We start from the raw sequence: 23,065 nt of genomic DNA, 5'->3' as shown, positions 1-23,065 counted from the left end.
GCACAGTCATCGGGCGAGTAGCCAACGGGCACAATCGATGTCACACACGAGGAGTTTGGCCAGGCCGCCCCGCAGGGCGGCCAGCGTGGCCTGGTGCTTGCCTGCACCGCTGGAGATCAGCAAGGTCTTCTTGCACGCCCGAACGTCCTCCAGCGGAACGGACACCGCCCGGGCCTGCAGCTCGCTGTCGACGGGCCGACCGTCGGCATCGAAGAACCGTCCGCCGATCTCGCCGACGGCACCCATCGAGATCAGCTCGTCGAGCATCCGGGTGTCCAGGAAGCTGCCCTCGAAGAGGGTGGTCGAGGTGGAGACCGCGCCGACGCCGAACAGCATCACGTCGGCGCGCCTGCCGGCTTCCAGCGTGCGCGAGATCATCGAGTCGCTGCGCATGGACGCCACCGTGGACGGGTCGGCGTACAGCGGGGCGGGGAGGCGAATGGTGTTGGCGCGCAGCGTGTCCGCGCAGCGGCTGAGGATCAGCTCGACACCGGTTTGGTAGGCGGCGCTCGACATGGAGCCGTCGAGCTGGACCACGGCCCGGCACGTCGCCACACCGGCGGTCAGCGCCGTCGCCACCGCCACCTGCTCGGGCCCCCAGGTGAAGCCGAGCACGTCGTTGGGGGTGAGGCGGCGCATCAGCAGCGCCGCGGCGGCACGGCCGACGCTGGCGTAGGCGGGCGGGCGGCCAGGCGCACCGATGTCCATACCGTGTCCGGCGACCACCACCTCGGTGAGACCGAACCGCTGCTCGAGTTCACGCTCCTCTTCGGCGTGCAGGTCGTCACTGAGGTCGGCAGGCACCACCACCTCGATGCGGACCAGGCCGCGGGCCTTGGCGCGGGCCACCAGCCGGCCGGCCGTCGGGCGCGAGACACCGAGGCGTGCGGCGATCTCGGCCTGGGTGAGTCCGTCGAGGTAGTAGAGCGTTGCGGCGCGAAGCGCCAGACGAAGGTCCTCGGGCTGGACGCGACTCGCCGTCGCGGCGCGATCCGTCGTCACCGTCATTCCTCCACCCCGCTCTCGCGTCGTCACCATGAGCATTTGCTCAGGGGTGCGTGTAGATGCTCATCACGTTAACATGTTGAGTGTGACGCAGACAACACTTTCCCCGGACCAGCGGATGCGGGCCGCCGTGCTGATCGAACCCGGGACCATCGCGATGCAGGAGCGGCCGGTACCCACACCGCAGGCCGGTGACGTGCTGGTCCGGGTCTCGTCAGTCGGGGTCTGCGGATCGGACACGCACTACTACCGGCACGGACGGGTGGGTTCGTTCGTCGTCGAATCGCCGCTGGTGCTGGGCCACGAGGCGGCGGGCACGATCGTCGGCGTCGGCGACGGGGTGGACCCGGCACGGATCGGGCAGCGCGTGTCGATCGAGCCGCAGCGGCCCGACCCCGACACCGTGGAGACCCGCAGCGGCCACTACAACCTGTGCCCGCACATGCAGTTCTATGCGACGCCGCCGATCGACGGCGCGTTCTGCGACTACGTCACCATCGGCGCCGCCTTCGCCCACCCGGTGCCCGACACCGTCTCCGATGACGCCGCCGCGTTGTGCGAGCCGCTGTCGGTGGGCATCGCCGCGGTCCGCAAGGCCGCGGTGACCGGCGGTTCCCGGGTGCTCATCGCCGGCGCAGGCCCCATCGGCGTCGTCATCTCGCAGATCTGCAGCGCCTACGGCGCCACCGAGATCGTGGTGAGCGATCCCGACGAGGCGCGGCGGCGGCAGGTGCTGGGCTTCGGCGCGACCGCGGCGGTCGACCCGACGGCCGGGTCGATCGGCGATCTCGGTGTCGACGCGTTCATCGACGCCTCCGGCGCGCCCTCGGCGGTGACGGCCGGTATCCGCGCGGTGCGGCCGGCAGGCACCGTCGTGCTCGTCGGATCGGGCGCCGAGACGATGGAGCTGCCGACGCAGGTGATCCAGAACCGTGAGCTGATGCTGACGGGCGTGTTCCGCTACGCGAACACCTGGCCGACCGCGATCGCGCTGATCGAGTCCAAGCGCGTCGACCTCGACGCGATGGTGACCGCCCGCTTCCCGCTGGAACGGGCCGCCGAAGCACTGGACTCCGACCGCACGCCGGGTAGCGTCAAGGCAGTGGTGACGGTGTCATGAACCTCAACGCGTCCACACTGGCGCAGCTCGGGATCCCCAAGCCCGAGTACGACCGCGCGGCAACGACTGTCGGCATCGTGCACTTCGGCGTCGGCGGATTCCACCGGGCCCACCAGGCGATGTACGTCGACCGCCTGCTCGGCGACGGCGCCGCATCTCAGTGGGCGATCTGCGGCGTCGGCATCCTGCCCGGGGACCGCAGGATGGCCGACGTGATGGCCGCCCAGGACGGCCTCTACACCCTGCTGCTCGAGAAACCCGACGGCACCCGCGAGGCCCGGGTGATCGGCTCGATCGTCGACTACCGATTCGCGCCCGACGATCCCGAGGGCGTCGTCGAACTCCTCGCCGCGCCCACCACCCGCATCATCTCGCTGACGATCACCGAGGGCGGCTACCAGCTCGACTCGCTGCCCGAGGTCAACGTGTTCGGCCTGGTCGCCGAGGCGCTGGCGCGGCGCCGCGACCGGGGCGTGGCGTCGCCGACCATCGTGTCGTGCGACAACATCGAGGGCAACGGCGACGTCGCACGGTCGGCGTTCACCACATACGCCGACCGTGTGCATCCCGGACTGTCCGAGTGGATCACCGAGCACACCCGCTTCCCCAACTCGATGGTCGACCGCATCACCCCGGTCACCACGCCGGAGGTGATCGCCACCGTCGCAGATGAATTCGGCGTCGACGACGAATGGCCGGTGGTCGCCGAGCCGTTCACGTCGTGGGTGCTGGAGGACTCGTTCTCCGACGGCAGGCCGCCGTTCGAGGACGTCGACGTGCTGCTGGTCGACGACGTGACCCCCTACGAACTGATGAAGCTGCGGCTGCTCAACGCCGGCCACCAGGCGCTGTGCTACTTCGCCTACCTATCCGGCTACCGGCTGGTGCACGACGCCGCGGGCGACCCGCTGATCGCCGAGTTCCTGCGCCAGTACATGGATTCCGAGGCCACCCCGACGCTGAAGCCGGTGCCGGGGATCGACCTGCCCGACTACAAACGGACCCTGATCGAACGCTTCGCCAATCCCGGCGTGCGGGACACCGTCGCACGGCTGTGCTTCGGCTCGTCGGACCGCATCCCTCAGTGGCTGCTGCCGGTGATCCGGGAGAACCTGAAAAGCGGTGCGCCGGTCCGGCTGTCAGCGGCGGTGGTGGCGAGCTGGGCCCGCTACGCCGAAGGCGTCGACGAACAGGGCGAACCGATCGACGTCCAGGATCAGCGCGCCGGGACGCTGATGCCGCTGGCCAAGGCGCAGCACGACAACCCGCTGTCCTTCATCGAGTACACCGACCTCTTCGGCGACCTCGCCGAGCAGTCACGCTTCGCCGAGGCCTACACCTGGGCACTCGAGTCACTGCACCGCGACGGGGCGCGGGCCACGCTGGAGAGGCTGGTGAGCTCGCCATGACCGAACGCGCGCTGGTGATCGGCGAGGCGCTGATCGACATCGTCGAACGCGACGGCGTCATCGAGGGCGAACACGTCGGCGGCAGCCCGCTGAACGTGGCCGTCGGCCTCGCACTGCTGGGCCGCGACGTCGACTTCCTCACCCACATCGCCGATGACGACCGCGGCCGCCGCATCGTCGAGCACGTCGAACGCGCGGGGGCGTCCCTGGTCACCGGCAGCATGACCGCGTCGCACACCCCGACGGCGCTGGCCACGTTGGACGCCGACGGCCAGGCGAAGTACGAGTTCGACATCGACTGGCAGCTGTCCGGCACGCCGGAGGTCGCGCCGCCGCTCGTCGCGCACACCGGCTCGATCGCCACCGTGCTGGAGCCGGGCTGTCGCGCCGCCGTGGCGCTGCTGGACGCCTACCACCTCTCGGCGACGCTCACATTCGACCCGAACGTGCGGCCGTCGTTGATCGACGACGACGCCACGGCGCGCAGTCGCATCGACCGACTGGTGGAGCGTTGCGACGTCGTCAAGGTCAGCGACGAGGACCTGCACTGGCTGGATCCGGATCGCACGCCCAAGCAGATCGCCCGCACCTGGTTGAGCCTCGGCCCGTCGGTGGTGGCGGTGACGATGGGTGGCCGCGGGGCCTTCGCGATGTGTGAGGCGGGTACGGCGCGTGTCGCCGCGCGGCCGGTGCAGGTGGTCGACACCGTGGGCGCGGGCGATGCATTCATGGCGGGCATGATCGACGCGCTGTGGACGCTCGGCCTGCTCGGCGCGGACCGGCGTCAGGAATTGCGCCGCATCAGCCTCGAGGCGCTGCACACCATGCTGCAGACGGCGGCGCTGTCCTCGGAGCTGACCGTCGCGAAGGCGGGCGCCGACCTACCCGACCGCGCGACCCGCGACGCGGCGCTCAACTCGCCTGGGCAGTGAACTCCCCGGCGCGGATCTGAGCCGCCAGCCGGTCGACGAGTTCGCCGGCGGCATCGAATCCGGCGGCGCTCTCCGTGCGGTGATGGAGCTTCTCCCGGTTGATCTGCACCGGCCAGCGCGAGATCCCGATCGACCTTGCGGCAAGCGCGATCGGCAGCACGATCACCTGCACCAGCATGTCGAGCACCGAGACCGTCACCGTCAGCACCACCGCGACCACGATGAACAGCAGCTTGCCGATCCCGATGACCGCCCAGATGATGATCCCCAGCACCCAGAACAGCACCTTGCCGACGGGATTCGCCGGTTCCTTCGACTCCTCGGCCTCCGCAGGCGTTTCGGGCGTCTCGCCCTCTTTCGACTCCGTGTGCCACAGTTCGCGCAGTGCCATCGCGCGCCGCCACGGCAACCACCGTCGTCTCACCGTCCAGGTGACGCCGTCGGGATCGACGACGTGGGAGCGTCCCGCCACGAACGCACCTTAAGCCAGGCCCATCGCCTTTTCCCGCCGATTTGCGGCCATACTGGCAACCATGCGTTCCATCTGGAAGGGATCGATCGCCTTCGGCCTGGTGAACGTGCCGGTCAAGGTCTACAGCGCGACCGAAGACCACGACATCAAGTTCCACCAGGTCCACGAGAAGGACAACGGCCGGATCCGGTACAAGCGGGTCTGCGAGGTCTGCGGTGAGGTGGTGGAGTTCCGCGACATCGCCAAGGCCTTTGAATCCGACGACGGCCAGATGGTCATCATCACCGACGAGGACATCGCGACCCTGCCCGAGGAGCGCAGCCGCGAGATCGAGGTGCTCGAGTTCGTCCCGGCCGCCGATCTCGACCCGCTGATGTATGACCGCAGTTACTTCCTGGAGCCCGAGGGCAAGTCGTCGAAATCCTATGTGCTGCTGGCCAAGACGCTGGCCGAGACGGACCGCGTCGCCATCGTGCACTTCGCGCTGCGCAACAAGACGCGGCTTGCGGCCCTGCGCGTCAAGGACTTCAGCAAGCGCGACGTGATGGTGATCCATACGCTGCTGTGGCCCGACGAGATCCGCGACCCCGACTTTCCGGTGCTCGACAAAGAGGTCGACATCAAGCCGGCCGAGTTGAAGATGGCCGGCCAGGTGGTCGAGTCGATGACCGACGACTTCAACCCGGACCGCTATCACGACGACTATCAGGCCCAGCTGCACGAACTGGTACAGGCCAAGCTCGAGGGCGGCGAGGCGTTCGCGGTCGAGGAGCAGCCGACCGAACTCGACGAGACCGAAGACGTGTCCGACCTGTTGGCCAGGCTGGAGGCGAGCGTGAAGGCGCGCCGCGGCGGCAAGTCCGACGACGACGGCAAGTCCGACGACGACGGCAAGTCTGACGACGACGGCAAGTCCGACGACGGCGACAAGCCGGCCAAGAAGGCGGCCGCGAAGAAGGCGGCGGCGAAGAAGGCACCCGCCAAGAAGGCCGCGAAGAAGACTCCGGCCAAGAAGGCCGCCGCCAAGAAGTAGTCCCGCGCCCGCGGTTGTGAAACGTGGGCGGAATTCGGGACGATTCTCCGCCCGTGTTTCACACTCGCGAGTCACCGACCGCAATGGTGCCGCCGTCGGACTAGAACGTGTTCCAGAAATCGGCCACCAAGCGTCCGTCGCCTTGTTACGGTGTCGCCCGGCGACAGAAGTGGAGACGACGTGATCCTGGACAGATTCCGGCTCGACGACCGGGTGGCGGTGGTGACCGGAGCCGGTCGCGGACTGGGCGCCGCGATGGCGGTGGCCTTCGCGGAAGCCGGTGCGGACGTGGTGATCGCGGCCCGCACGCAGAGTCAACTCGAGGAGGTGGCGGAGCAGATCGCCGCGACCGGTCGACGCGCCCACGTCGTCGTCGCCGACCTCGCCCGGCCCGAGGCCACCGCCGAGCTCGCCCAGGCCGCGGTCGAGGCCTTCGGCAAACTAGACATCGTCGTGAACAACGTCGGCGGCACCATGCCCAACGCGCTGCTGAGCACCTCCACCAAGGACCTGCGGGATGCGTTCACGTTCAACGTCGCCACCGCCCATGCGCTCACCGCGGCCGCCGCCCCGCTGATGCTCGAACACTCCGGCGGCGGCAGCATCATCAACATCACCTCGACGATGAGCCGGCTGGCCGGCCGTGGCTTCGCCGCGTACGGCACCGCGAAGGCGGCGCTGGCGCACTACACCCGGCTGAGCGCTCTCGACCTGTGCCCGCGCATCCGCGTCAACGCGATCGCGCCCGGGTCGATCCTCACCTCCGCGCTGGACATCGTCGCCTCGAACGACGACCTGCGTCAGCCGATGGAGAAGGCCACCCCGATGCGCAGACTCGGTGACCCGCAGGACATCGCGGCGGCCGCGGTGTACCTCGCATCGCCTGCGGGCAGCTTCCTGACCGGCACGACGCTCGAGGTCGACGGCGGCCTCACCTTTCCGAATCTCGACCTGCCCATCCCCGATCTGTGAGGACACGCCCATGACCATCAGAGTCGCGCAGATCGGCACCGGCAACGTCGGCGGCCATGCACTCACACAGCTGATCAACGATCCGCGGTTCGAGCTGGCGGGCGTGTGGGTGTCGTCTGAGGCGAAGGCCGGCAGGGATGCCGCCGAGCTGGTCGGACTGCCCGACGCCACCGGTGTGATCACCACGAACGACCTCGACGAGATCCTCGCCGGGAAGCCGGATTGCGCGGTGTACACCGCGATGGCGGACAACCGGCTGCCCGAGGCGCTGGAGGACTACCGGCGCATCCTGTCCGCCGGTGTGAACGTCGTCGGCAGCGGCCCGGTGTTCCTCCAATACCCGTGGCAGGTGTTGCCGCCCGAGCTCGTCGACCCGATCGAGACGGCCACCCGCGAGGGCGGCTCGAGCCTGTTCGTCAACGGCATCGATCCCGGCTTCGCCAACGACCTGCTTCCCCTCGCGCTGGCCGGCACCTGCCAGAGCATCGAGCAGGTCCGTTGCATGGAGATCATCAACTACGACACCTACGACAGCGCCACGGTGATGTTCGACGTGATGGGCTTCGGCAAGGCGCTCGACGACCTCCCGATGCTGCTGCAGCCCGGGGTGCTCAGCCTGGCGTGGGGTTCGGTCATCCGGCAGCTCGCCGCGGGCCTCGGCATCGAACTCGACGAGGTCACCGAGACCTACGAACGGGTGCCCGCACCGGACGATTTCGACATCGCCTCCGGTCACATCGCGAAGGGCACCGCAGCCGCGTTGCGCTTCGAGGTGCGTGGCGTGAAGGACGGTGAGGTGGTCGTCGTGCTCGAACACGTCACCCGGCTGCGCGACGACCTCTGCCCCGAATGGCCACAGCCGGCGCAGGAGGGCGGGTCCTATCGCATCGAGGTCACCGGCGAGCCGACCTATGCGCTGGACCTCTGTCTGAGCAGCCCGAACGGCGACCACAACCACGCCGGTCTGGTCGCCACGGCCGCCCGGATCGTCAACGCGATCCCCGACGTGGTGGCCGCCGCCCCCGGCATCAGGACGACGCTCGACTTGCCCCTCAGTACCTGGAAAACCGCTGTACGCTGACTGAACGAACTCGGGGATCACCGAAAAGAAAGAGCGCGCACATGAGGACCACCCTCCGCTATCTCACACCGCTGCTCGCCGCAGGCGGTGCCGCCGTGGCCATCCTGGCCGCGCCGGCCGCAGGTGCCGCGCCCGGCATGCAGTGCGAGAACACCGGTGGCTCAGCGGCTCTTGGTGGCTCGTCGACCCTGTGCGAGTCACCGGGTAACGCACAGCTCAACGCCACGCCGCCGGTCTACGCCTACCCGTGGTCCGACGAGTACTACGGCCCGGCCATGATGATCGGCGGCTGGTAGCCGCGCGAACCGTCACCGGCCGCGCGGCGTGAACGCCGCCGGTCGGGGTAACGGGCATTCGAGCAATGCGGATGCCCGGCTTGACGGCTAGGTTTCGGTTAACCTAACTTTTCTATTCGCATCGCCGGATAGAGAAGAGGTTCGTTGGTGCTTCGAGACGCCGCCCCGCCGCTGAAACCGGGTTTCCTGCTGCTCGGTCCTGCCTTCGTGGCCGCCATCGCCTACGTCGACCCGGGCAATGTCGCCGCCAACGTCAGCGCGGGCGCACAGTACGGATTCCTGCTGGTCTGGGTGATCCTGCTCGCCAACGTCATGGCGGGCCTGGTGCAGTACCTGTCGGCGAAACTGGGACTCGTCACCGGCCGGACGCTGCCCGAGGCGGTGGCCGATCACACCCGCACCCCTACCCGCATCGCGTACTGGCTGCAGGCCGAACTCGTGGCGATGGCCACGGATCTCGCCGAGGTGGTGGGCGGCGCGATCGCCCTCTACCTGTTGTTCGACCTGCCCTTGGTGGTGGGCGGCGTGATCACCGGCCTGGTGTCACTGCTGCTGCTGGCGTTGCAGAACCGCCGCAGTCAGCAGGTGTTCGAGCGGGTCATCAGCGGTCTGCTGCTGGTCATCGCGATCGGATTCCTCACCAGCCTGTTCGTCGAGGCCCCCGCCGCCAGCGACGTTGCGGGCGGCCTGATCCCGCGCTTCGACGGCGCCGAGAGCGTGCTGCTGGCCACCGCGATGCTGGGCGCGACGGTGATGCCGCACGCGGTGTACCTGCACTCCGGTCTGGCCCGCGACCGGCACGGCTGCCCCGATCCCGGCGCACCGCGCCGCCGACTGCTGCGCATCACCCGTGTCGACGTCGCCCTGGCGATGCTCGTGGCGGGCGCGGTGAACCTCGCCATGCTGCTGGTCGCGGCCACCAACCTGCAGGGCATGGAGAACACCGACTCGATCGAAGGCGCCTACGCCGCCGTGCAGAACTCGCTCGGCCACACGGTCGCGCTGTTCTTCGCGGTCGGGTTGCTCGCCTCCGGCCTGGCGTCGACCTCGGTCGGCGCCTACGCGGGCGCGATGATCATGCAGGGCCTGCTGCGGCGCTCCTATCCGTTGCTGCTGCGCCGGCTGGTCACCCTCGTCCCGGCACTCGCCATCCTGGCGATCGGGATCGACCCCAGCCGCGCCCTGGTGGTGTCTCAGGTGGTGCTGTCGTTCGGCATCCCGTTCGCGCTGATCCCGCTGATCCGGCTGACCGCGAATCGGACGCTGATGGGCGACGACGCCAACCACCGGGTGACCACCGCGCTCGGCTGGCTGGTCGCAGTGCTGATCAGCGTGCTCAACGTGGTGCTGATCTACCTGACCGTCAGAGGCTGAGCTCGGACGGCGATCGGCCGTCCGCGCGGTAAAGTCTTGAATCAGTGCTCATCTATTCCAGCGTCACGGGCTGATGCGTCCGGCGCACACCTACTTCGCGTACGGGTCCAACCTGTGCGTGCGGCAGATGGCGCAGCGATGCCCGGGCGCCGTGGACCCGCGGCCGGCGACACTGGCCGACCACGACTGGCTGATCAACCAACGCGGCGTGGCCACGGTCGAACCGTTCGACGGCTCAGAGGTGCACGGTGTGCTGTGGCGGCTCACCGACCACGACCTGGCCACGCTGGACAGTGCCGAGGGTGTCCCCGTGCGGTACCGACGCGACCGGATGACGGTGCACACCGACGACGGGCCTGCCGAGGCGTGGGTCTACATCGACCATCGGGTCGAGCCCGGCCCCCCGAGGCCCGGGTACCTCGAGCGCATCATCGACGGCGCCGAGCATCACGGTCTGCCGCACCGCTGGGTCGAGTTCCTCCGCCGGTGGGACCCGGCGCACTGGCCGAGCCGTGCGGGCTCGGCGAAAGACGAAGGACCGCAGTCACTTTCCGAGCTGCTCGCCGACCGCGCCGTCGTCGAGGACAGCACCCTGCGATCCCGCTTCGGCTTCCTCGCCATCCACGGCGGCGGTCTGGAGCAGATGACCGACGTCATCGCCGAGCGCGCCGCCGAGGCGGCAGGCGCGTCGGTGTACGTGGTGCGCCACCCCGACAACTACCCGCACCACCTGCCGTCCGCGCGCTACCTCGCCGCGCAGTCCCCGCGCCTCGCCGAGTTCCTCGACCATGTCGAGGTCGCGGTGTCGCTGCACGGATACGGCCGCATCGGCCGCAGCACGCAGTTGCTGGCCGGTGGGCTCAACCGCGCGCTGGCCGGGCATCTGGCCCAACACGTCGAGGTGCCCGGCTACCAGGTCGTCACCGATCTCGACGCGATCCCGCGGGAGCTCCGGGGGCTGCACCCGGACAACCCGGTCAACAGGGTGCGGGGCGGCGGAACCCAGCTCGAACTGACACCGCGGGTGCGGGGCCTCGGTCCCCGCAGCCCGCTGCCGGCCGACGACGGCCTGTCGCCGGCGACATCGGCGCTGGTGCAGGGGCTCGTCGCGGCCGCCAGGACCTGGCGGCCGCCCACACCGTAGCGACCCGCCGATCACATCGAGTCCCGCGGCCATCCGGGCGCGCAGCGACTCCGAATACCGGGTGTGGAAAGTTCATGCATCGCGCAGGCCCCTGCGCTGTACCGGACCCGGGTGACGCATCTGCGCCGTTCACCGGTGCACCACTACTTCGAGAACAGTGGTTACTCCTGGTACGTCGACGTCGACGACCTGCCGCGGCTGCCGCGCTGGCTGCGGCCGTTCGCCCGGTTCGAGGCCGAGGACCATTTCACCGGCGGCCCCAACGAGTCACTGCGGCACCGCATCGACAGGTTCCTGGCCGAGCGCGACATCGACCTGCGCGGCGGCCGCATCACCGCGCTGCTGCAGGCCCGGGTGCTCGGCTACGTGTACAACCCGCTGTCGCTGTACTGGTGCCACGACGCCGACGGCACCCTGCGCCACGTCATCGCCGAGGTGCACAACACCCACGGCGAGCGGCACGCCTACCTGCTGCCGCCCTCGGGCGAGCAGCCCGTCATGGTGCGCAAGCGGATCTACGCCTCGGCGTTCAACGGGGTCGACGGCTACTACCTGGTGCGCGCACCGCGCCCGGCCGACGCCGTCGACGTGTCGATCTCCCTGCACCGCGACCAGCACCCGGCCTTCGTGGCCACCCTGCGCGGCACGCGGCGCTCCGCGGGCGCCGGGCAGGTGCTGCGGATGCAGCTGACGGCGCCCGTGGCGCCGCTGATGGGGCGTTGGAGCATGAAGGTGCAGGGCGCCCTGCTGTGGCTGCGGCGGGTGCCGGTGGTGCCGCGACATGCCGAAGGCTGCCCGGTGACGCATGAAACTGATTCGCCCGCAACGCCTCTGATCGCACGCGAGTCCAGATCGCAATTATTATGACGTTGCTGCTGTGTCCGGTTAGGCTACCGCTCGTGACCACCGACCTCGACGATTTGCTGCGTCGGGTCGCACAGCGGGACGCCGACGCGTTCGCCACGTTCTACGACCAGACCCGCTCCCGCGTGTTCGGCATGGTCACCCGAGTGCTGCGCGACCCCGGATACAGCGAAGAGACCACGCAGGACGTCTACCTGCAGGTCTGGCGGTCAGCCGGTAACTACGACCCGACCGCCGGCTCTCCCCTGGCGTGGCTGCTCACCCTCGCGCACCGCCGTGCCGTCGACCGGGTCCGCTCCGAACAGGCGGGATCCGTGCGCGAATCGCGCTACGGCGCCGCCACCGTCGAGCCGCCCGTCGACCACGTCGCCGAGGCCGCGATCAACCACGACGAGCGGCGCCGGGTCACCGCCTGCCTGGACTCACTCACCGAGGTGCAGCGCGAGGCGATCCAGCTGGCCTACTACGACGGGATGACGTACGTCCAGGTCTCCGAGCGGCTGTCGGCGAACCTGGCCACCATCAAGTCACGGATGCGCGACGCGATCCGCGGACTGCGCCGCTGCCTGGGGGTCTCATGACCGCGCCGATGGAACACGAGCTGATCGAGCTCGCGACTCCGTATGCGCTGCATGCGATTCCCGAGTCCGACCTCGACGACGTCGAGCGGCGCCTTGCCGACGCCCCGCCGGAGGTGGTGCGCGCCTTCGATGACGAGGTGCGCGCCGTGCGGGAGACCATGGCGGTCCTCTCGGCCGGCACGGCGGTCGACCCGCCGGATCAGCTGCGGGACCGTGTGCTCGGCGTCGTGGCCGACGACCCGGTACGCGAACTGCGGCCGAGACGCTGGCAGAAGGCGGTGCTCGCCGCGGCCGCGGTGCTGGTGATCGGGCTCGGCGCACTCGGCGTCGGCTACGCGTTGCGGCCCGCGCCCAGTCCGTCGACCGCCGAGCAGGTTTTCGCCGCGTCCGACGTGCGCACGGTGTCGGGGCCGATCCCGACCGGCGGCACGGCGACGCTGGTGTTCTCGCGCGACCGCAACGCCGGCGTGCTGGTGATGAACAACGTCGCGCCGCCCGCGCAGGGCACGGTCTACCAGATGTGGCTGGTCGGGTCCGAGGGTGCGGAGTCCGCAGGCACCATGGACGCCAAGGCCGTCGCGCCGTCGACCACCGCGGTGCTGCCCGATCTCGGGAACTCGGACGCGCTGGCCTTCACCGTCGAACCGGGCTCGGGCTCACAGGCGCCCACCACCCCCGTGTTCGCCGAACTACCGCTGGTCTAACACCCCGACAGCGTCGCCGTCGCCGCCTCGTCGATGACGTCGGCCACGTCGTGGCGCCTACGCCAGGCGGCACGCTGACGCATGGCGCCGTTGCCCTGCTCGGCGATGCGGTCCAGTTCGGCCCGCACCAGGTCCTCGTCGCCGACGGCGCGCAGCGCCGGTGCGATCCGGTCGACGAAGGCCCGCAGCAGGTCGACGGCCGGCGCCGGTGAGTGCGCGTCGAACAGGTCGACGGCCTGCCCGTCGAGGCCGTCACGCGCCGACTTCCAGTACGCCGCGGCCAGGGCGTGCGGGGAGATGCGCGGCAACCCGGCACCACTGCGCTCGTCGTCGAGTGCCGTCATCACCGCGGCGCGGGTCAGGGCTGCCAGCAGCACGGTTTCGTCCACCGTGGCGGGCACGTCGGACACCCGCACCTCGACGGTCGGGAAGTTCGCCGACGGCCGGACGTCCCAATAGACCATGCCGTCGTCGAGCATGGCGCCGGCGTGCTGCATCATCTGCACCACCGCGTCGTACTCGTCGACCGACTCGAAGTGCGGCGGCGGCCCGGCGCTCGGCCAGCGCGACCACAGCACCTGACGCCAGCTGGCGTGCCCACTGTCGGCGTTGCGGTAGACCGCCGAGTTGGCGGTCAGCGCCAGCAGCAGCGGCAGCCACGGCCGCAGCCGGTTGCTCACCCTGATCGCCGCCTCGCGGGTCGGCACCGCGACGTGCACGTGGCAGCCGCAGATGCCCTGTTCGTGGGCGATCATCCCGAACATGTCCGCGATCTTGCGGTAGCGCGGTGAGTCGGTGATCGGGAAGTGGTGCGGAACGGTGGGAGGCAGCCCGACGGCGAGCAGCCGTGCGCCGGCCGCGTCGGCGGAGCGTCCGGCGATCCGCCGCAGCCGGGTCAGCTGCTCACGGAGATCGGCGGTGCTGCTCGCCACCTCGGTGGCGGTCTCGACCTGGCAGGAGGTCAGCTCGAGTTGGAGGTCGACGCCGTCGGCGGCGGCGAGCTCGGCGACGCGGCGGTTGTACGCGACCGGTTCGCCCGAGTCCGGGTCGACGAGGAGGAACTCCTCCTCGACGCCAACGGTGGGGTGGCTGGACATCGGGCCTGCGGTCTCTCCGAAATATTGATCCGGCCCGCCGGAGTACTCACAACGGGCCGGATCTGGTGGTGGTTCGTGGGGGTCCGCACCGCGGTGAGGCGAACCGTGCGGATCTTTTGTGCCCACTTCCCGCGAGGGTCAAACATCCGGGTCTGGCAACCTCCTACGATCGACTGATGCCGCGGGATCTCCGATTCGGACTCGGTCTGCACGCCGCCCGGTCACTGACGAAAGTGCAGGACACAGCGCGCCGCGCCGAGGATCTCGGCTTCGACGTGCTGCACGTTCCCGACCATCTGGGCGCCCCGGCGCCGTTCCCCGCGCTGATGGCCGCCGCGGCGGCCACCCGCACGCTGCGGCTGGGGACGTTCGTGCTGAACGCCGGCTTCTACCGGCCCGCCCTGCTGGCCCGCGATGTCGCGGCGCTGCACGACCTCAGCGGCGGGCGGTTCGAGGCGGGCCTGGGCACCGGGTACGTGCGGGAGGAGTTCGAGGCCGCCGAGCTGCCGTACCCGAGCGCGGGGGCACGCGTCGACCACCTGGCGCACGTCACCGGATATCTGCGCGAACACCTGCCGAGCGTGCCGATCCTCATCGCCGGCAACGGCGACCGGGTGCTCACCCTCGCTGCCCGCAGGGCCGACATCATCGGGCTGACCGGAGGTGACCGCCCGGCGTCCGGCGACGAGGACCCGCTCGCCGAGCGGATCGCGTTCGTGCGGGCTGCCGCGGGTGACCGGTTCGCCGAGCTGGAACTCAACCTCGCCGTGACGGCGATGCCGGTCGACGGCTCCGGGCTGCCCGACCTGTCGATCCCGCGACACTTCCTGCCCGAGCTGACCGACGAGCAGCTGCTGCGCCATCCCGGCACGCTGTCCGGGTCGACGCGCGACATGGCCGACCGCATCTGCGGCTACCGCGACGACTACGGCATCTCCTACATCATCGTGCAGGCGCCGCACGCCGACGCATTCGCGAAGGTGATCGCGGAACTGCGCTAGTACCAGAGGTACAGCCCGCTGAGCACCGCCCACACGGCGATGCAGTAGACCTCGAAGACCGCGCGCAACGCCACCGGTGCGCGGCGCAGTTCCATGAAGTCCAGGCCGACGAGCCGCACCTTGACGGCCGCGATGGCGAGCACGACCACGGCGACGGCCGAGCCGGTGCCGTGCTCCGCGCCGACCGCCCACGAGACGACGGTGGCGGCGATCAGCAGCAGCCACGTCACGCCCGCGCGGTTGCGAACCAGCTGCAGCACCGTCATGACACCAGGTACAGCAGCGCGAACAGGAAGATCCACAGCAGGTCGACCAGGTGCCAGAAGCAGGCGCCGCCCTCGACGAGCGCCATTCGGGTGCCGCTCAACTGGGGCCTGCGCGTCTGCGTCCACACGAAGGTCAGCGCGAGCAGCCCGAGGCCCACGTGGAACAGGTGCAGGCCGGTCAGGATGAAGTAGTAGAGGTAGAAATCCCCCGCCCCGGCGCCGTGGCCGGCGGAGACCAGCGCGGTGTACTCGTAGACCTTCAGGCCGGCGAAGACGAGGCCGCAGCCGATCGCGGCGGTGACGGCGGCGGTGGCGATCGAACGGGCACCGGTACGCACGGCGCCGAGGGCGACCACGACGCAGAGCGAACTGGTCAGCAGCACCAGCGTGTTGAGGAGCCCGACCCCGATGTGCAACGTCGTGCGTGCGGCGTCGAAGGCCTCGGGTGTGCGGCCGCGGGCGACCATGAAGGTGACGAAGAAGACGCCGAACACCAGCATGTCGCCGAACAGGAAGACCCATGTGCCTGCCTCGCCGGGGATGCGCCGGGCGTCGGAGTCGACGGGCGCGGCAGCCGCGGCAGTCACGGCACGAGGGCCGGCGATGCGGCGGCCTGCTCGGCCGAGATCGACCGCAGCATGACGACCGTCGTCGCCACGATCCAGATCACCAGCACCAGGCCGGGCAGGTAGAAGGCGAACACGCCGTTCCACGCCAGCGGGCCGTCGTTGAACACCACGACGAGGCATCCCGGCAGCGACAGGGTGGCCACCCACAGGTTGAGGTAGCCGTACCAGCGCGGGAAGGTCGGCGGGTCCGCCTTGTCGATGAAGGACGCCACCGCCAGCGTGATGTTCTGCACGACGATGGTGCCGACGATGCCGATGAACCACAGCCAGAACAGGTCGTTGAGGGCCCGGGTGATCTCGGGTGGGCGGTCCTCGGGCCGAAAAGCGGCCGCCGCCAACATCATCAGCGGGAAGATCAGCGCGGGCACGAAGATGGTCGCGGCGAACACCTGGGTGACCGAGAGCATGCCCCAGCCGCCTTCGGCGCGGCGGATGCGCAGCACGAGTGCGGCGAGGAAGGGCAGCGCGAGGACGGCGGTGAGCAGGGCGCCCGCGACGCCGAAGCGGATCCACAGCTTGTGGTCGATGAAGAACTCCGCGATCTCGTCGGCCGACGCCGTCGGCGACAGCGGCGGGAACAACCGCGCCAGCCCGGAGAAACAGGTGCCGTAGAGCAGGATCATCACTGTTCCCGACCAGGCGCCGACGCGTTGCATCCTCAGCTCCACGTCGGCAGGCTACCGGCCGATGCCGAACGTTTTGACAATTTTGCCGAAACTCCCGCGTGGCGAACGGACTGCGCGGGGGCGGTAAACTCTCACGCGGTCCCCGCCCCCGTAGCTCAGGGGATAGAGCACGGCTCTCCTAAAGCCGGTGTCGCATGTTCGAATCATGCCGGGGGCACCACTCGGCGATTCCTGGTTGTTGGTATCGGTAGCCACTCGAACGGTGTCGGATGACGGCATCGACGAAGCCGCTGGGGCGACGTCTGGGCGCGAGGAACCGCATCGACATGACGACCCCGAAACGTTTGGCCATCGCGGCGGCGACCGTCGCACTGGCAGCGATCAGCACGATGCCTGCGACGGCGCACGCCGACGAGCACCGGATGAACTTCACCACGCCGTCGGGGAACATCCGCTGCGTGTTGGACCGTGACCGCGGTGAGAGGCCGTACGCGATCTGCCAGCTGGAGGACGTCGACTATGTCGTGCCGCCGGGAGTCGCGCACGACGCCGACGGCAAGCCGTGCCCGTCGAACACCGGGTCCGGCAACGACGTCATGCTCATGCAGGGCGAATCCGGTTACGTCCGTTGCTCGTTCGCGTCGATCAGCACCGGCGTTCCCGACTGGCCCACGCTGGAATACGGGGACACGATGATCTTCGGCGCGATCGCCTGCGACAGTGAGTCGTCGGCGCTGACGTGCACCGACACCAGCAGCGGTCACTTCTTCCGGGTGTCACGCCTGGCTTATGAGCTCGGCTGACATGCGAGCGCGACTGCGCGTGACCCTGGCCGCCATAGTGCTGGCCGGTTTGTTCGGCAGCGGAACGGCCGAGGCGCAATCGGCGTGCGACGCACTCGCCGGAACGCTGGGTCCCGACCAGACCTGCCACGTCGAGGACGCCGGCGCCGGCTACGAGTTGAATCTCGACTTCCCACTCGGGTATCCCGATCAGCAGGCGTTGACGGACTACCTGGTCCCGCTTCGCGGCGACTTCATCGACTTCGCCCAGTCGGGGCCCGCACACGACCGGCCCTACACGCTGACGGCGACGCCGACCACCTACCGTTCCGGCGCCGGCACCGACTCGGTGGTCATCCAACTGAGTCAGGACGCCGACCCGCACCCGGTGAGCTGGTACCGGGCGTTCAACTATGACCTTGGCAGTCACGCACCGATCACGCTCGCCACCCTGTTCACCCCGGGCGTACGTCCGGTGGACGTCGCCTTCCCCGCGGTTCGCCGTGAACTGGAGAAGCGTTGGCAGCCTGAGGTACTGGCGGAGATGCTGGGTGAGGTCGACGACCACACCTTCGCGAACTTCGCGCTCACCGACGACGCGGTGATCTTCTTCTTCGGTCAGGGCCAACTGCTCGGACATCCGGAGGGTCCACTCGAGGTGTCGGTGCCGCGGGCAGCGCTCGCGCCCTGGCTGGCCTGACCGCGTCGTTGACTTTGCACCCAGGGCGCGATCCACTCGCAGATCGACGCCCTCAGCGCAAAGTCAACGGGAGGGTCAGCGTGCCGGCGAGGACAGCGACGCCTTGACGCCGCGCGTCAGGTCATCCCCGAGGATCTCGTTGTCGCCGGCGAGCACACCGTCGAGCGCGAGCTTGGCGATCACACCCGGGTCGCTCTTCTGGTCGGCCGGGATGTAGCTGACCATGTCGGTGTCCATGTAGCCCACGTGCAGCGCGGCGACGTGAATACCCTTCGGAGCGAGGTCCGCTCGCACCGCGTCGGTCATCGCCCACGCGGCGGCCTTCGCGGACGAATAGGCGCCGCTGGTCGGCGGGTGCAGCCAGGACAGCACCGACAGCACGTTGAGGATCGCTCCCCCGCCGTTACGTTCGATGACGGGGGCAAAGGCCCGGATCACCTGCAGGGTCCCGAAGTAGTGCGTCTCCATCTCCAGGCGGATGTCCTCGAGCGGCCCCTCGAGCACAGACGCGCGCGTCGACACGCCTGCGTTGTTCACCAGCAAGTTCACGTCGGCGGCGAACTCCGCGGCGCGACGGATCGATTCGGGATCGGTGATGTCGAGCTGCACGGGTACGACGCCCGGCAGGTCCACGGTGTCGGGGTTGCGCGCACCCGCGTAGACCTTTGCGCCGCGGGCAACCAGCTCGGCGGCGAACCGCCGGCCGAGTCCACGGTTGGCGCCCGATACCAGTGCGACGATGTTCTCGGTGTTCATGATGTGCCTCCATGGCATGTGGTTGTGCGATGTTCACGGCTGTCAGTGACAAGCCGCGCGACGGCCGGATCAATCCCGGAACCGCCGAAGATTGCAGCTAGCGGGAATCGGGGCCGCCGGTCAGCGACCGGGGAGGCGCTCGGTGATCTCCTGCAGCACCCAGCCGTTGCCGTCCGGGTCCTGGAACGACGCGAACGAGCTGTAGCTGCGGCGCTCCGGATCCGGCCCCGGCACGCGACCTGCCCCGCCGGCCTGGTTGAAGACTCCGGTGCCGTCGTGGAAGACCTCGCTCACCTCGACGCCGCGGGCCACCAGCTCGGCGCGAGCGGCCTCGATGTCGGTGACCACCAGATATAGATCCTGGGTAGAACCTGGCGTAGCCGTGCTGACGCCGGTGCCGAAGATGACGGAGGTCGGCGACCCTGGCGGAGTCACCTGCACCACCCGATATCCCTCGATCACAGGGAAATCCGCGTCCAACCGCCAGCCGAGCTTCTGGTAGAAATCTCTCGCCCGGTCGACGTCGGACACCGGTAATACGACGACTTCGAGTTTCATGTCCATGACGGCTCCCTTGTCCTGGTTCGAGCCGTGGCGCGGTTGTCGCGGTTCGGACGTCTGTCCGGCGATTCTGTCACCGGAATGCACGCATGAACGTCGAATGACCGGCGACTCATTCCCAGTGCCGGACAACCGCGGCGCGCCGGCGTCGGCCGTCGTAATCTCACCCTGCACCACTCATCCGAACGGGAGCGACACATGACCGGTCCAGCACAGGCCGAACAGATTTCCGTGACCAGACGGTCGCCGGCCTACTGGCGGGTGACGTTCGACAACCCGCCGCTGAACATCTTCGGACCCGAGACGCTGCCGCAGCTCGACGCCGTCGTCACGGCGTTGGAGGACGATGACGACGTCAAGGTGGTCGTCTTCGACAGTGCCGTCGACGGGTTCTTCCTGACGCACTACAACTTCCTCGCCGATCTCGAGGAGTCGACCCGCTACCCCGCGGGAAGCACCGGGCTGCAGGCACTTCCGGACATGCTCGCCCGGCTCAGCCGCGCCCCGGTGGTGTCCATCGCCGCCATCCGCGGTCGCGCCACCGGGGTCGGCAGTGAGCTGGCGCTGGCCAGCGACATGCGCTTCGCCAGCCGCGAGAAGGCGATCCTGTCGCAGTGGGAGGTGGGCGCCGGGCTGGTGCCCGGGGGTGGGCCGATGGCCCGGCTGCCCCGGCTGATCGGCCGCGGACGAGCGCTGGAGGTGCTGCTCGGCGCCGACGACGTCGACGGCGACCTCGCGCAGTTGTACGGCTACGTCAACCGCTCACTGCCCGACGCCGAACTCGACGCGTTCGTCGACGCGCTGGCCACCCGGATCGCGTCGTTCGACAAGCAGGCGATCGCCGAGACCAAGCACCTGGTGAACGTCAACAGCCTGCCTCCCGACGACGAGATCGCCCCTGAGTGGGACGCCTTCGTCGCCGCGCTCGGGCGTCCCGCAGCGCAGGCTCGGATCCAGAAGCTGTTCGAGCGCGGCTTCCACCAACCCGGTGATGTCGAGACACGCCTGGGCCACCACGTCGGCCGGCTCGGCGATGCCGACGACTAGGGCGACCCGGTGAACGCCTCCCCGATCAGCGCCGCACGCCACACCTTCGCCGTCGGCGTGGTCGGCGGTCCCACCGTCGTCATCGACTACGGTCGAACGCGATTCGTCACCGATCCGACCTTCGACCAGCCGCGCGACTACGGCGCCATGGCCAAGCTGACGCCACCCGCGGTGCCCGCCGCCGACCTCGGTCCCGTCGACGCCGTGCTGCTGAGCCACGACGACCACAACGACAACCTCGACGTCGCCGGCCGGGAGTGGGCCACCACCGCGGTGCCCGCCATCGTGACCGGACCCGGCGCCGCCGCCCGCCTCGGAGCGCAGGCACTCGGGTTGGCCACGTGGGCCACCACCGAACTCGTGCGCGCCGACGGCGACGGAGTCATCACGCTCACCGCCGTGCCTGCCGTGCACGGTCCGCTGGACGGCACGCGGGACGCCTCCGGTCATGTCAACGCCGAGGTCACCGGTTTCGTCCTGCAGGCGGCCGGGCTGCCGACGGTGTACGTCAGCGGCGACAACGCCTCGCTGGCCCCGGTCGTCGAGATCGCCGGGCGGTTCCCCGACATCGACGTCGCGGTGCTGTTCGCCGGGGCGTCGCGGCTGCCCACCAAGAACCAGGGCCGTCCGCTCACCCTCACCGGACCGCGCGCGGCGGACGTCGCTGCGGCACTTCGTGTTCCGCGTGTCGTGATCGCGCACATCGCCGGCTGGTCGATCTACAGCGAGACCATTGCCGACGTGCGGACGGCGTTCGACGAGGCGGGCATCGCCGACCGGCTGGTGCCCGGTGACGCCGGGTCCTGGTCGCTGCTCGACGGTCCAGCCGGTTAGGCCGGGGTCGGCCGGCCCGACGTCCCCCACCATTCGCCCGCGCCGCGCGTCGCGGGGCTGCCGGTGGCCAGCGCCGCGATCACGGCGTTGACGGCGGCGCGCGGCTCGTCGTCGCGCCACACCAGCCACCACGGCCAGTACGGCTGCGGGCGCACCACCGGCCTGCGCACCAGATCCGGCGGCAGCGAGCCGGTGCGGTCCTTGGGCGAGTTCAGCACCGGTCGCCGGAGCCGCCGCACATGCTCGAAGAAGGCCGTCCCGGTGATGCCGCCGTCGTCGATACGCACCGCCTTCGCGCCGCTGTCACGGGCGAAGCACTCGGCGTACCGGTTCCACGACGACCAGCTCGCCGAGTCCGCGTCGAGCAGCACGACGGTGTCGCGGGCGTCGACCTCCGACGCGTCGGGTCCGGGGGCCACCGCGTACAACCGGTCCGCCCCGATGATGTCGGCGCGCAGTCCGAGTGCGGCCAGGTCGTCCTCGTCCACCCAGCAGATCGCGAGGTCGATGGCCCGCTCGGCGACGCGCGCGGCCTGGGCGTGTGACGGCATCACCCAGGTGTCGACGTGCAGCTGCGCGACGGCGGCGGTGCGCTCGACGAGATCGGCGGGCCGCCAGCTCACATAGCCGAGCCGGACCGGCTCCGTGTCGGCCAGCTGCACGGCCGCGTGCCGGAGGTCGTCGGCGCGCGCCAGCAGGTCGCGGACCTTGGGCAGCAGTTCTGCACCCGTCGCCGTCAGCCTGACCGAGCGGCGGTCCCGGTCGAACAGCTGGACATGCAGGTCCCGTTCCAGCGCCTTGATCTGCTGGGACAGCGAAGGACCCGCGATGCGGAGGCGCTGCGCGGCGCGGCCGAAGTTCAGCTCCTCGGCGACGGCGACGAAGTAGCGCAGTTGACGCAGCTCCACCGGTCGATTCTAAGTGGTGGGAGTCTGCGCCTCCCAGCAACGAGGAAACCGGTCGTATCCAGCCGGACGCCCAGACGCCCAGAATCGGTTCCACGGAGCGACATCCGAACGGAAGGAACTCCCATGACCCAGCAGAACGACGACACCAAGGTCGCCATCATCACCGGCGCGTCACGCGGTATCGGCGCCGCCCTCGTTCCGGCGTACCGCAAGCTCGGCTACGCCGTCGTCGCGACGGCGCGGTCATTCACCGAGATCGACATCGACCCCGACGTGCTCACCGTCGCCGCCGACATCGCCGTGCCGGGCGCGGGCGCCCACGTCGTGGACGCGGCGCTGCACCGCTTCGGCCGCGTCGACACCGTGGTCAACAACGCCGGGATCTTCGTCGCCAAACCGTTCACCGAGTACACCGACGAGGATTTCGACGCCGTCACGGGCGTGAACCTGCGCGGCTTCTTCGAGGTCTCGCGCAGCGCCGTCGCGGCCATGCTGGACCACGGCGACGGCGGCCACCTGGTCAACGTGTCGACGAGCCTCGTCGACCATGCCAACTCAGCGGTGCCGTCCGCCCTGGCGTCGTTGACCAAGGGCGGACTCAACGCGGTCACGAAGTCGCTGGCCGTCGAGTACGCCGCACGCGGCATCCGCGTCAACGCGGTGGCACTCGGGATCATCCGCACGCCGATGCATCCGCCGGAGACGCACGCCGACCTCGCCCGCCTGCATCCGGTCGGCAGGTTGGGCGACATCGACGACGTCGTCGACGCCATCCGCTATCTGGAGCAGGCGCCGTTCGTCACCGGCGAGGTGCTGCATGTCGACGGTGGCCAGAGCGCCGGGCACTGATGATGGAGTACGTGTTGATGGC

General features: G+C 69.6%; 27 protein-coding genes and 1 tRNA gene. 19 read left to right on the top strand and 9 right to left on the bottom strand.

Features of this window, described 5'->3' with window-relative positions; translation table 11 throughout:
* Positions 1-6: 6 nt before the first annotated feature.
* Complete coding sequence (locus ACPCHZ_RS09090) at positions 7-1,008, bottom strand: sugar-binding transcriptional regulator (RefSeq protein ID WP_423484418.1); 1,002 nt, start codon at positions 1,006-1,008, stop codon at positions 7-9.
* Positions 1,009-1,123: 115 nt separating this feature from the next.
* On the opposite strand from ACPCHZ_RS09090, the gene ACPCHZ_RS09085 reads away from it, so the two are divergent.
* The 3 genes from ACPCHZ_RS09085 to ACPCHZ_RS09075 are packed head-to-tail and all read left to right on the top strand — an operon-like array spanning position 1,124 to position 4,466.
* Positions 1,124-2,125, top strand: a complete 1,002-nt coding sequence (locus ACPCHZ_RS09085; protein WP_423484693.1) for an NAD(P)-dependent alcohol dehydrogenase — start codon at positions 1,124-1,126, stop codon at positions 2,123-2,125.
* Positions 2,122-3,534 (top strand): mannitol dehydrogenase family protein, encoded by a 1,413-nt coding sequence (locus ACPCHZ_RS09080; protein WP_423484417.1) that lies wholly within the window; start codon positions 2,122-2,124, stop codon positions 3,532-3,534. The genes ACPCHZ_RS09085 and ACPCHZ_RS09080 overlap by 4 nt, the downstream gene beginning before the upstream one ends.
* A complete protein-coding gene (locus ACPCHZ_RS09075; protein ID WP_423484416.1) occupies positions 3,531-4,466 on the top strand; it encodes a carbohydrate kinase family protein in 936 nt (311 codons plus the stop codon). Before ACPCHZ_RS09080 ends, ACPCHZ_RS09075 begins: the two co-directional genes overlap by 4 nt.
* Here the strand turns inward: ACPCHZ_RS09075 and ACPCHZ_RS09070 are convergent.
* On the bottom strand, positions 4,447-4,938 hold the full coding sequence (locus ACPCHZ_RS09070; RefSeq protein WP_423484415.1) for a hypothetical protein: 492 nt from the start codon (positions 4,936-4,938) through the stop codon (positions 4,447-4,449). The two genes, ACPCHZ_RS09075 and ACPCHZ_RS09070, sit on opposite strands and share 20 nt — an antisense overlap.
* 61 nt (positions 4,939-4,999) lie before the next feature.
* Here ACPCHZ_RS09070 and ACPCHZ_RS09065 point away from each other — a divergent pair, with 61 nt between their 5' ends.
* From ACPCHZ_RS09065 to ACPCHZ_RS09025, 9 genes are all read left to right on the top strand, one after another.
* Positions 5,000-5,971 (top strand): Ku protein, encoded by a 972-nt coding sequence (locus ACPCHZ_RS09065; protein ID WP_423484414.1) that lies wholly within the window; start codon positions 5,000-5,002, stop codon positions 5,969-5,971.
* Between the two features lie 180 nt (positions 5,972-6,151).
* Positions 6,152-6,943 (top strand): SDR family oxidoreductase, encoded by a 792-nt coding sequence (locus ACPCHZ_RS09060; protein WP_423484413.1) that lies wholly within the window; start codon positions 6,152-6,154, stop codon positions 6,941-6,943.
* Between the two features lie 10 nt (positions 6,944-6,953).
* Positions 6,954-8,024 carry a diacylglycerol kinase gene (locus ACPCHZ_RS09055; RefSeq protein ID WP_423484412.1) on the top strand — a complete coding sequence of 357 codons (1,071 nt, stop codon included), beginning with the start codon at positions 6,954-6,956 and terminating at the stop codon, positions 8,022-8,024.
* A gap of 41 nt (positions 8,025-8,065) precedes the next feature.
* On the top strand, positions 8,066-8,320 hold the full coding sequence (locus tag ACPCHZ_RS09050) for a hypothetical protein (protein WP_364975186.1): 255 nt from the start codon (positions 8,066-8,068) through the stop codon (positions 8,318-8,320).
* Between the two features lie 147 nt (positions 8,321-8,467).
* The gene (locus ACPCHZ_RS09045) at positions 8,468-9,694 is read left to right on the top strand and encodes an Nramp family divalent metal transporter (RefSeq protein ID WP_423484411.1); all 1,227 of its coding nucleotides are present in this window, start codon (positions 8,468-8,470) and stop codon (positions 9,692-9,694) included.
* Between the two features lie 73 nt (positions 9,695-9,767).
* On the top strand, positions 9,768-10,838 hold the full coding sequence (locus tag ACPCHZ_RS09040; protein ID WP_423484410.1) for a poly-gamma-glutamate hydrolase family protein: 1,071 nt from the start codon (positions 9,768-9,770) through the stop codon (positions 10,836-10,838).
* Between the two features lie 78 nt (positions 10,839-10,916).
* A complete protein-coding gene (locus ACPCHZ_RS09035) occupies positions 10,917-11,705 on the top strand; it encodes a DUF1365 domain-containing protein (protein ID WP_423484692.1) in 789 nt (262 codons plus the stop codon).
* Positions 11,702-12,283, top strand: a complete 582-nt coding sequence (locus tag ACPCHZ_RS09030) for a sigma-70 family RNA polymerase sigma factor (protein WP_264010763.1) — start codon at positions 11,702-11,704, stop codon at positions 12,281-12,283. Before ACPCHZ_RS09035 ends, ACPCHZ_RS09030 begins: the two co-directional genes overlap by 4 nt.
* A complete protein-coding gene (locus tag ACPCHZ_RS09025) occupies positions 12,280-12,987 on the top strand; it encodes an anti-sigma factor domain-containing protein (protein WP_423484409.1) in 708 nt (235 codons plus the stop codon). Before ACPCHZ_RS09030 ends, ACPCHZ_RS09025 begins: the two co-directional genes overlap by 4 nt.
* Here the strand turns inward: ACPCHZ_RS09025 and ACPCHZ_RS09020 are convergent.
* Positions 12,984-14,084, bottom strand: a complete 1,101-nt coding sequence (locus ACPCHZ_RS09020) for a glutamate--cysteine ligase 2 (RefSeq protein WP_423484408.1) — start codon at positions 14,082-14,084, stop codon at positions 12,984-12,986. The genes ACPCHZ_RS09025 and ACPCHZ_RS09020 overlap by 4 nt on opposite strands.
* Positions 14,085-14,260: 176 nt before the next feature.
* Between ACPCHZ_RS09020 and ACPCHZ_RS09015 the strand changes: the two genes are divergently transcribed.
* Positions 14,261-15,085, top strand: a complete 825-nt coding sequence (locus ACPCHZ_RS09015; protein WP_423484407.1) for a TIGR03621 family F420-dependent LLM class oxidoreductase — start codon at positions 14,261-14,263, stop codon at positions 15,083-15,085.
* Here the strand turns inward: ACPCHZ_RS09015 and ACPCHZ_RS09010 are convergent.
* Genes ACPCHZ_RS09010 through ACPCHZ_RS09000 form a run of 3 tightly spaced genes read right to left on the bottom strand, consistent with a single transcriptional unit; the run spans position 15,082 to position 16,648 of the window.
* The gene (locus ACPCHZ_RS09010) at positions 15,082-15,351 is read right to left on the bottom strand and encodes a cytochrome C oxidase subunit IV family protein (RefSeq protein WP_423484406.1); all 270 of its coding nucleotides are present in this window, start codon (positions 15,349-15,351) and stop codon (positions 15,082-15,084) included. The two genes, ACPCHZ_RS09015 and ACPCHZ_RS09010, sit on opposite strands and share 4 nt — an antisense overlap.
* A complete protein-coding gene (locus ACPCHZ_RS09005; RefSeq protein ID WP_423484405.1) occupies positions 15,348-15,938 on the bottom strand; it encodes a cytochrome c oxidase subunit 3 in 591 nt (196 codons plus the stop codon). Before ACPCHZ_RS09005 ends, ACPCHZ_RS09010 begins: the two co-directional genes overlap by 4 nt.
* Positions 15,935-16,648, bottom strand: a complete 714-nt coding sequence (locus ACPCHZ_RS09000) for a hypothetical protein (RefSeq protein WP_423484404.1) — start codon at positions 16,646-16,648, stop codon at positions 15,935-15,937. Before ACPCHZ_RS09000 ends, ACPCHZ_RS09005 begins: the two co-directional genes overlap by 4 nt.
* A 102-nt stretch (positions 16,649-16,750) precedes the next feature.
* Here ACPCHZ_RS09000 and ACPCHZ_RS08995 point away from each other — a divergent pair.
* From ACPCHZ_RS08995 to ACPCHZ_RS08985, 3 genes are all read left to right on the top strand, one after another.
* A tRNA-Arg gene (locus ACPCHZ_RS08995) sits at positions 16,751-16,826 on the top strand.
* A 49-nt stretch (positions 16,827-16,875) separates the two neighbouring features.
* On the top strand, positions 16,876-17,409 hold the full coding sequence (locus ACPCHZ_RS08990) for a hypothetical protein (RefSeq protein ID WP_423484403.1): 534 nt from the start codon (positions 16,876-16,878) through the stop codon (positions 17,407-17,409).
* 1 nt (position 17,410) lies between these two features.
* Entirely contained in the window at positions 17,411-18,088 is a 678-nt protein-coding gene (locus ACPCHZ_RS08985) for an esterase (RefSeq protein WP_423484402.1), read from the top strand.
* 75 nt (positions 18,089-18,163) lie between these two features.
* On the opposite strand, the gene ACPCHZ_RS08980 is transcribed toward ACPCHZ_RS08985, so the two are convergent.
* Together ACPCHZ_RS08980 and ACPCHZ_RS08975 are read right to left on the bottom strand one after the other, a co-directional pair.
* On the bottom strand, positions 18,164-18,844 hold the full coding sequence (locus tag ACPCHZ_RS08980; protein WP_423484401.1) for an SDR family oxidoreductase: 681 nt from the start codon (positions 18,842-18,844) through the stop codon (positions 18,164-18,166).
* Between the two features lie 120 nt (positions 18,845-18,964).
* A complete protein-coding gene (locus ACPCHZ_RS08975) occupies positions 18,965-19,408 on the bottom strand; it encodes a VOC family protein (protein ID WP_423484400.1) in 444 nt (147 codons plus the stop codon).
* A gap of 228 nt (positions 19,409-19,636) precedes the next feature.
* Between ACPCHZ_RS08975 and ACPCHZ_RS08970 the strand changes: the two genes are divergently transcribed.
* Positions 19,637-20,452 (top strand): enoyl-CoA hydratase/isomerase family protein, encoded by an 816-nt coding sequence (locus tag ACPCHZ_RS08970; protein WP_423484399.1) that lies wholly within the window; start codon positions 19,637-19,639, stop codon positions 20,450-20,452.
* 9 nt (positions 20,453-20,461) lie between these two features.
* On the top strand, positions 20,462-21,286 hold the full coding sequence (locus tag ACPCHZ_RS08965; RefSeq protein ID WP_423484398.1) for an MBL fold metallo-hydrolase: 825 nt from the start codon (positions 20,462-20,464) through the stop codon (positions 21,284-21,286).
* On the opposite strand, the gene ACPCHZ_RS08960 is transcribed toward ACPCHZ_RS08965, so the two are convergent.
* Positions 21,283-22,194 (bottom strand): LysR family transcriptional regulator, encoded by a 912-nt coding sequence (locus ACPCHZ_RS08960; protein WP_423484397.1) that lies wholly within the window; start codon positions 22,192-22,194, stop codon positions 21,283-21,285. The genes ACPCHZ_RS08965 and ACPCHZ_RS08960 overlap by 4 nt on opposite strands.
* A 123-nt stretch (positions 22,195-22,317) precedes the next feature.
* On the opposite strand from ACPCHZ_RS08960, the gene ACPCHZ_RS08955 reads away from it, so the two are divergent.
* The gene (locus ACPCHZ_RS08955) at positions 22,318-23,043 is read left to right on the top strand and encodes an SDR family NAD(P)-dependent oxidoreductase (protein ID WP_423484396.1); all 726 of its coding nucleotides are present in this window, start codon (positions 22,318-22,320) and stop codon (positions 23,041-23,043) included.
* The last annotated feature ends 22 nt before the right edge of the window (positions 23,044-23,065 follow it).

Origin of the sequence: Mycobacterium sp. NPDC050041 (genome assembly GCF_049541695.1) — a bacterium.
Taxonomy (GTDB): Bacteria; Actinomycetota; Actinomycetes; order Mycobacteriales; family Mycobacteriaceae; genus Mycobacterium.
Note: the sequence above shows the minus strand (reverse complement) of the source record. Positions and strands in the feature narration are given on the sequence as shown.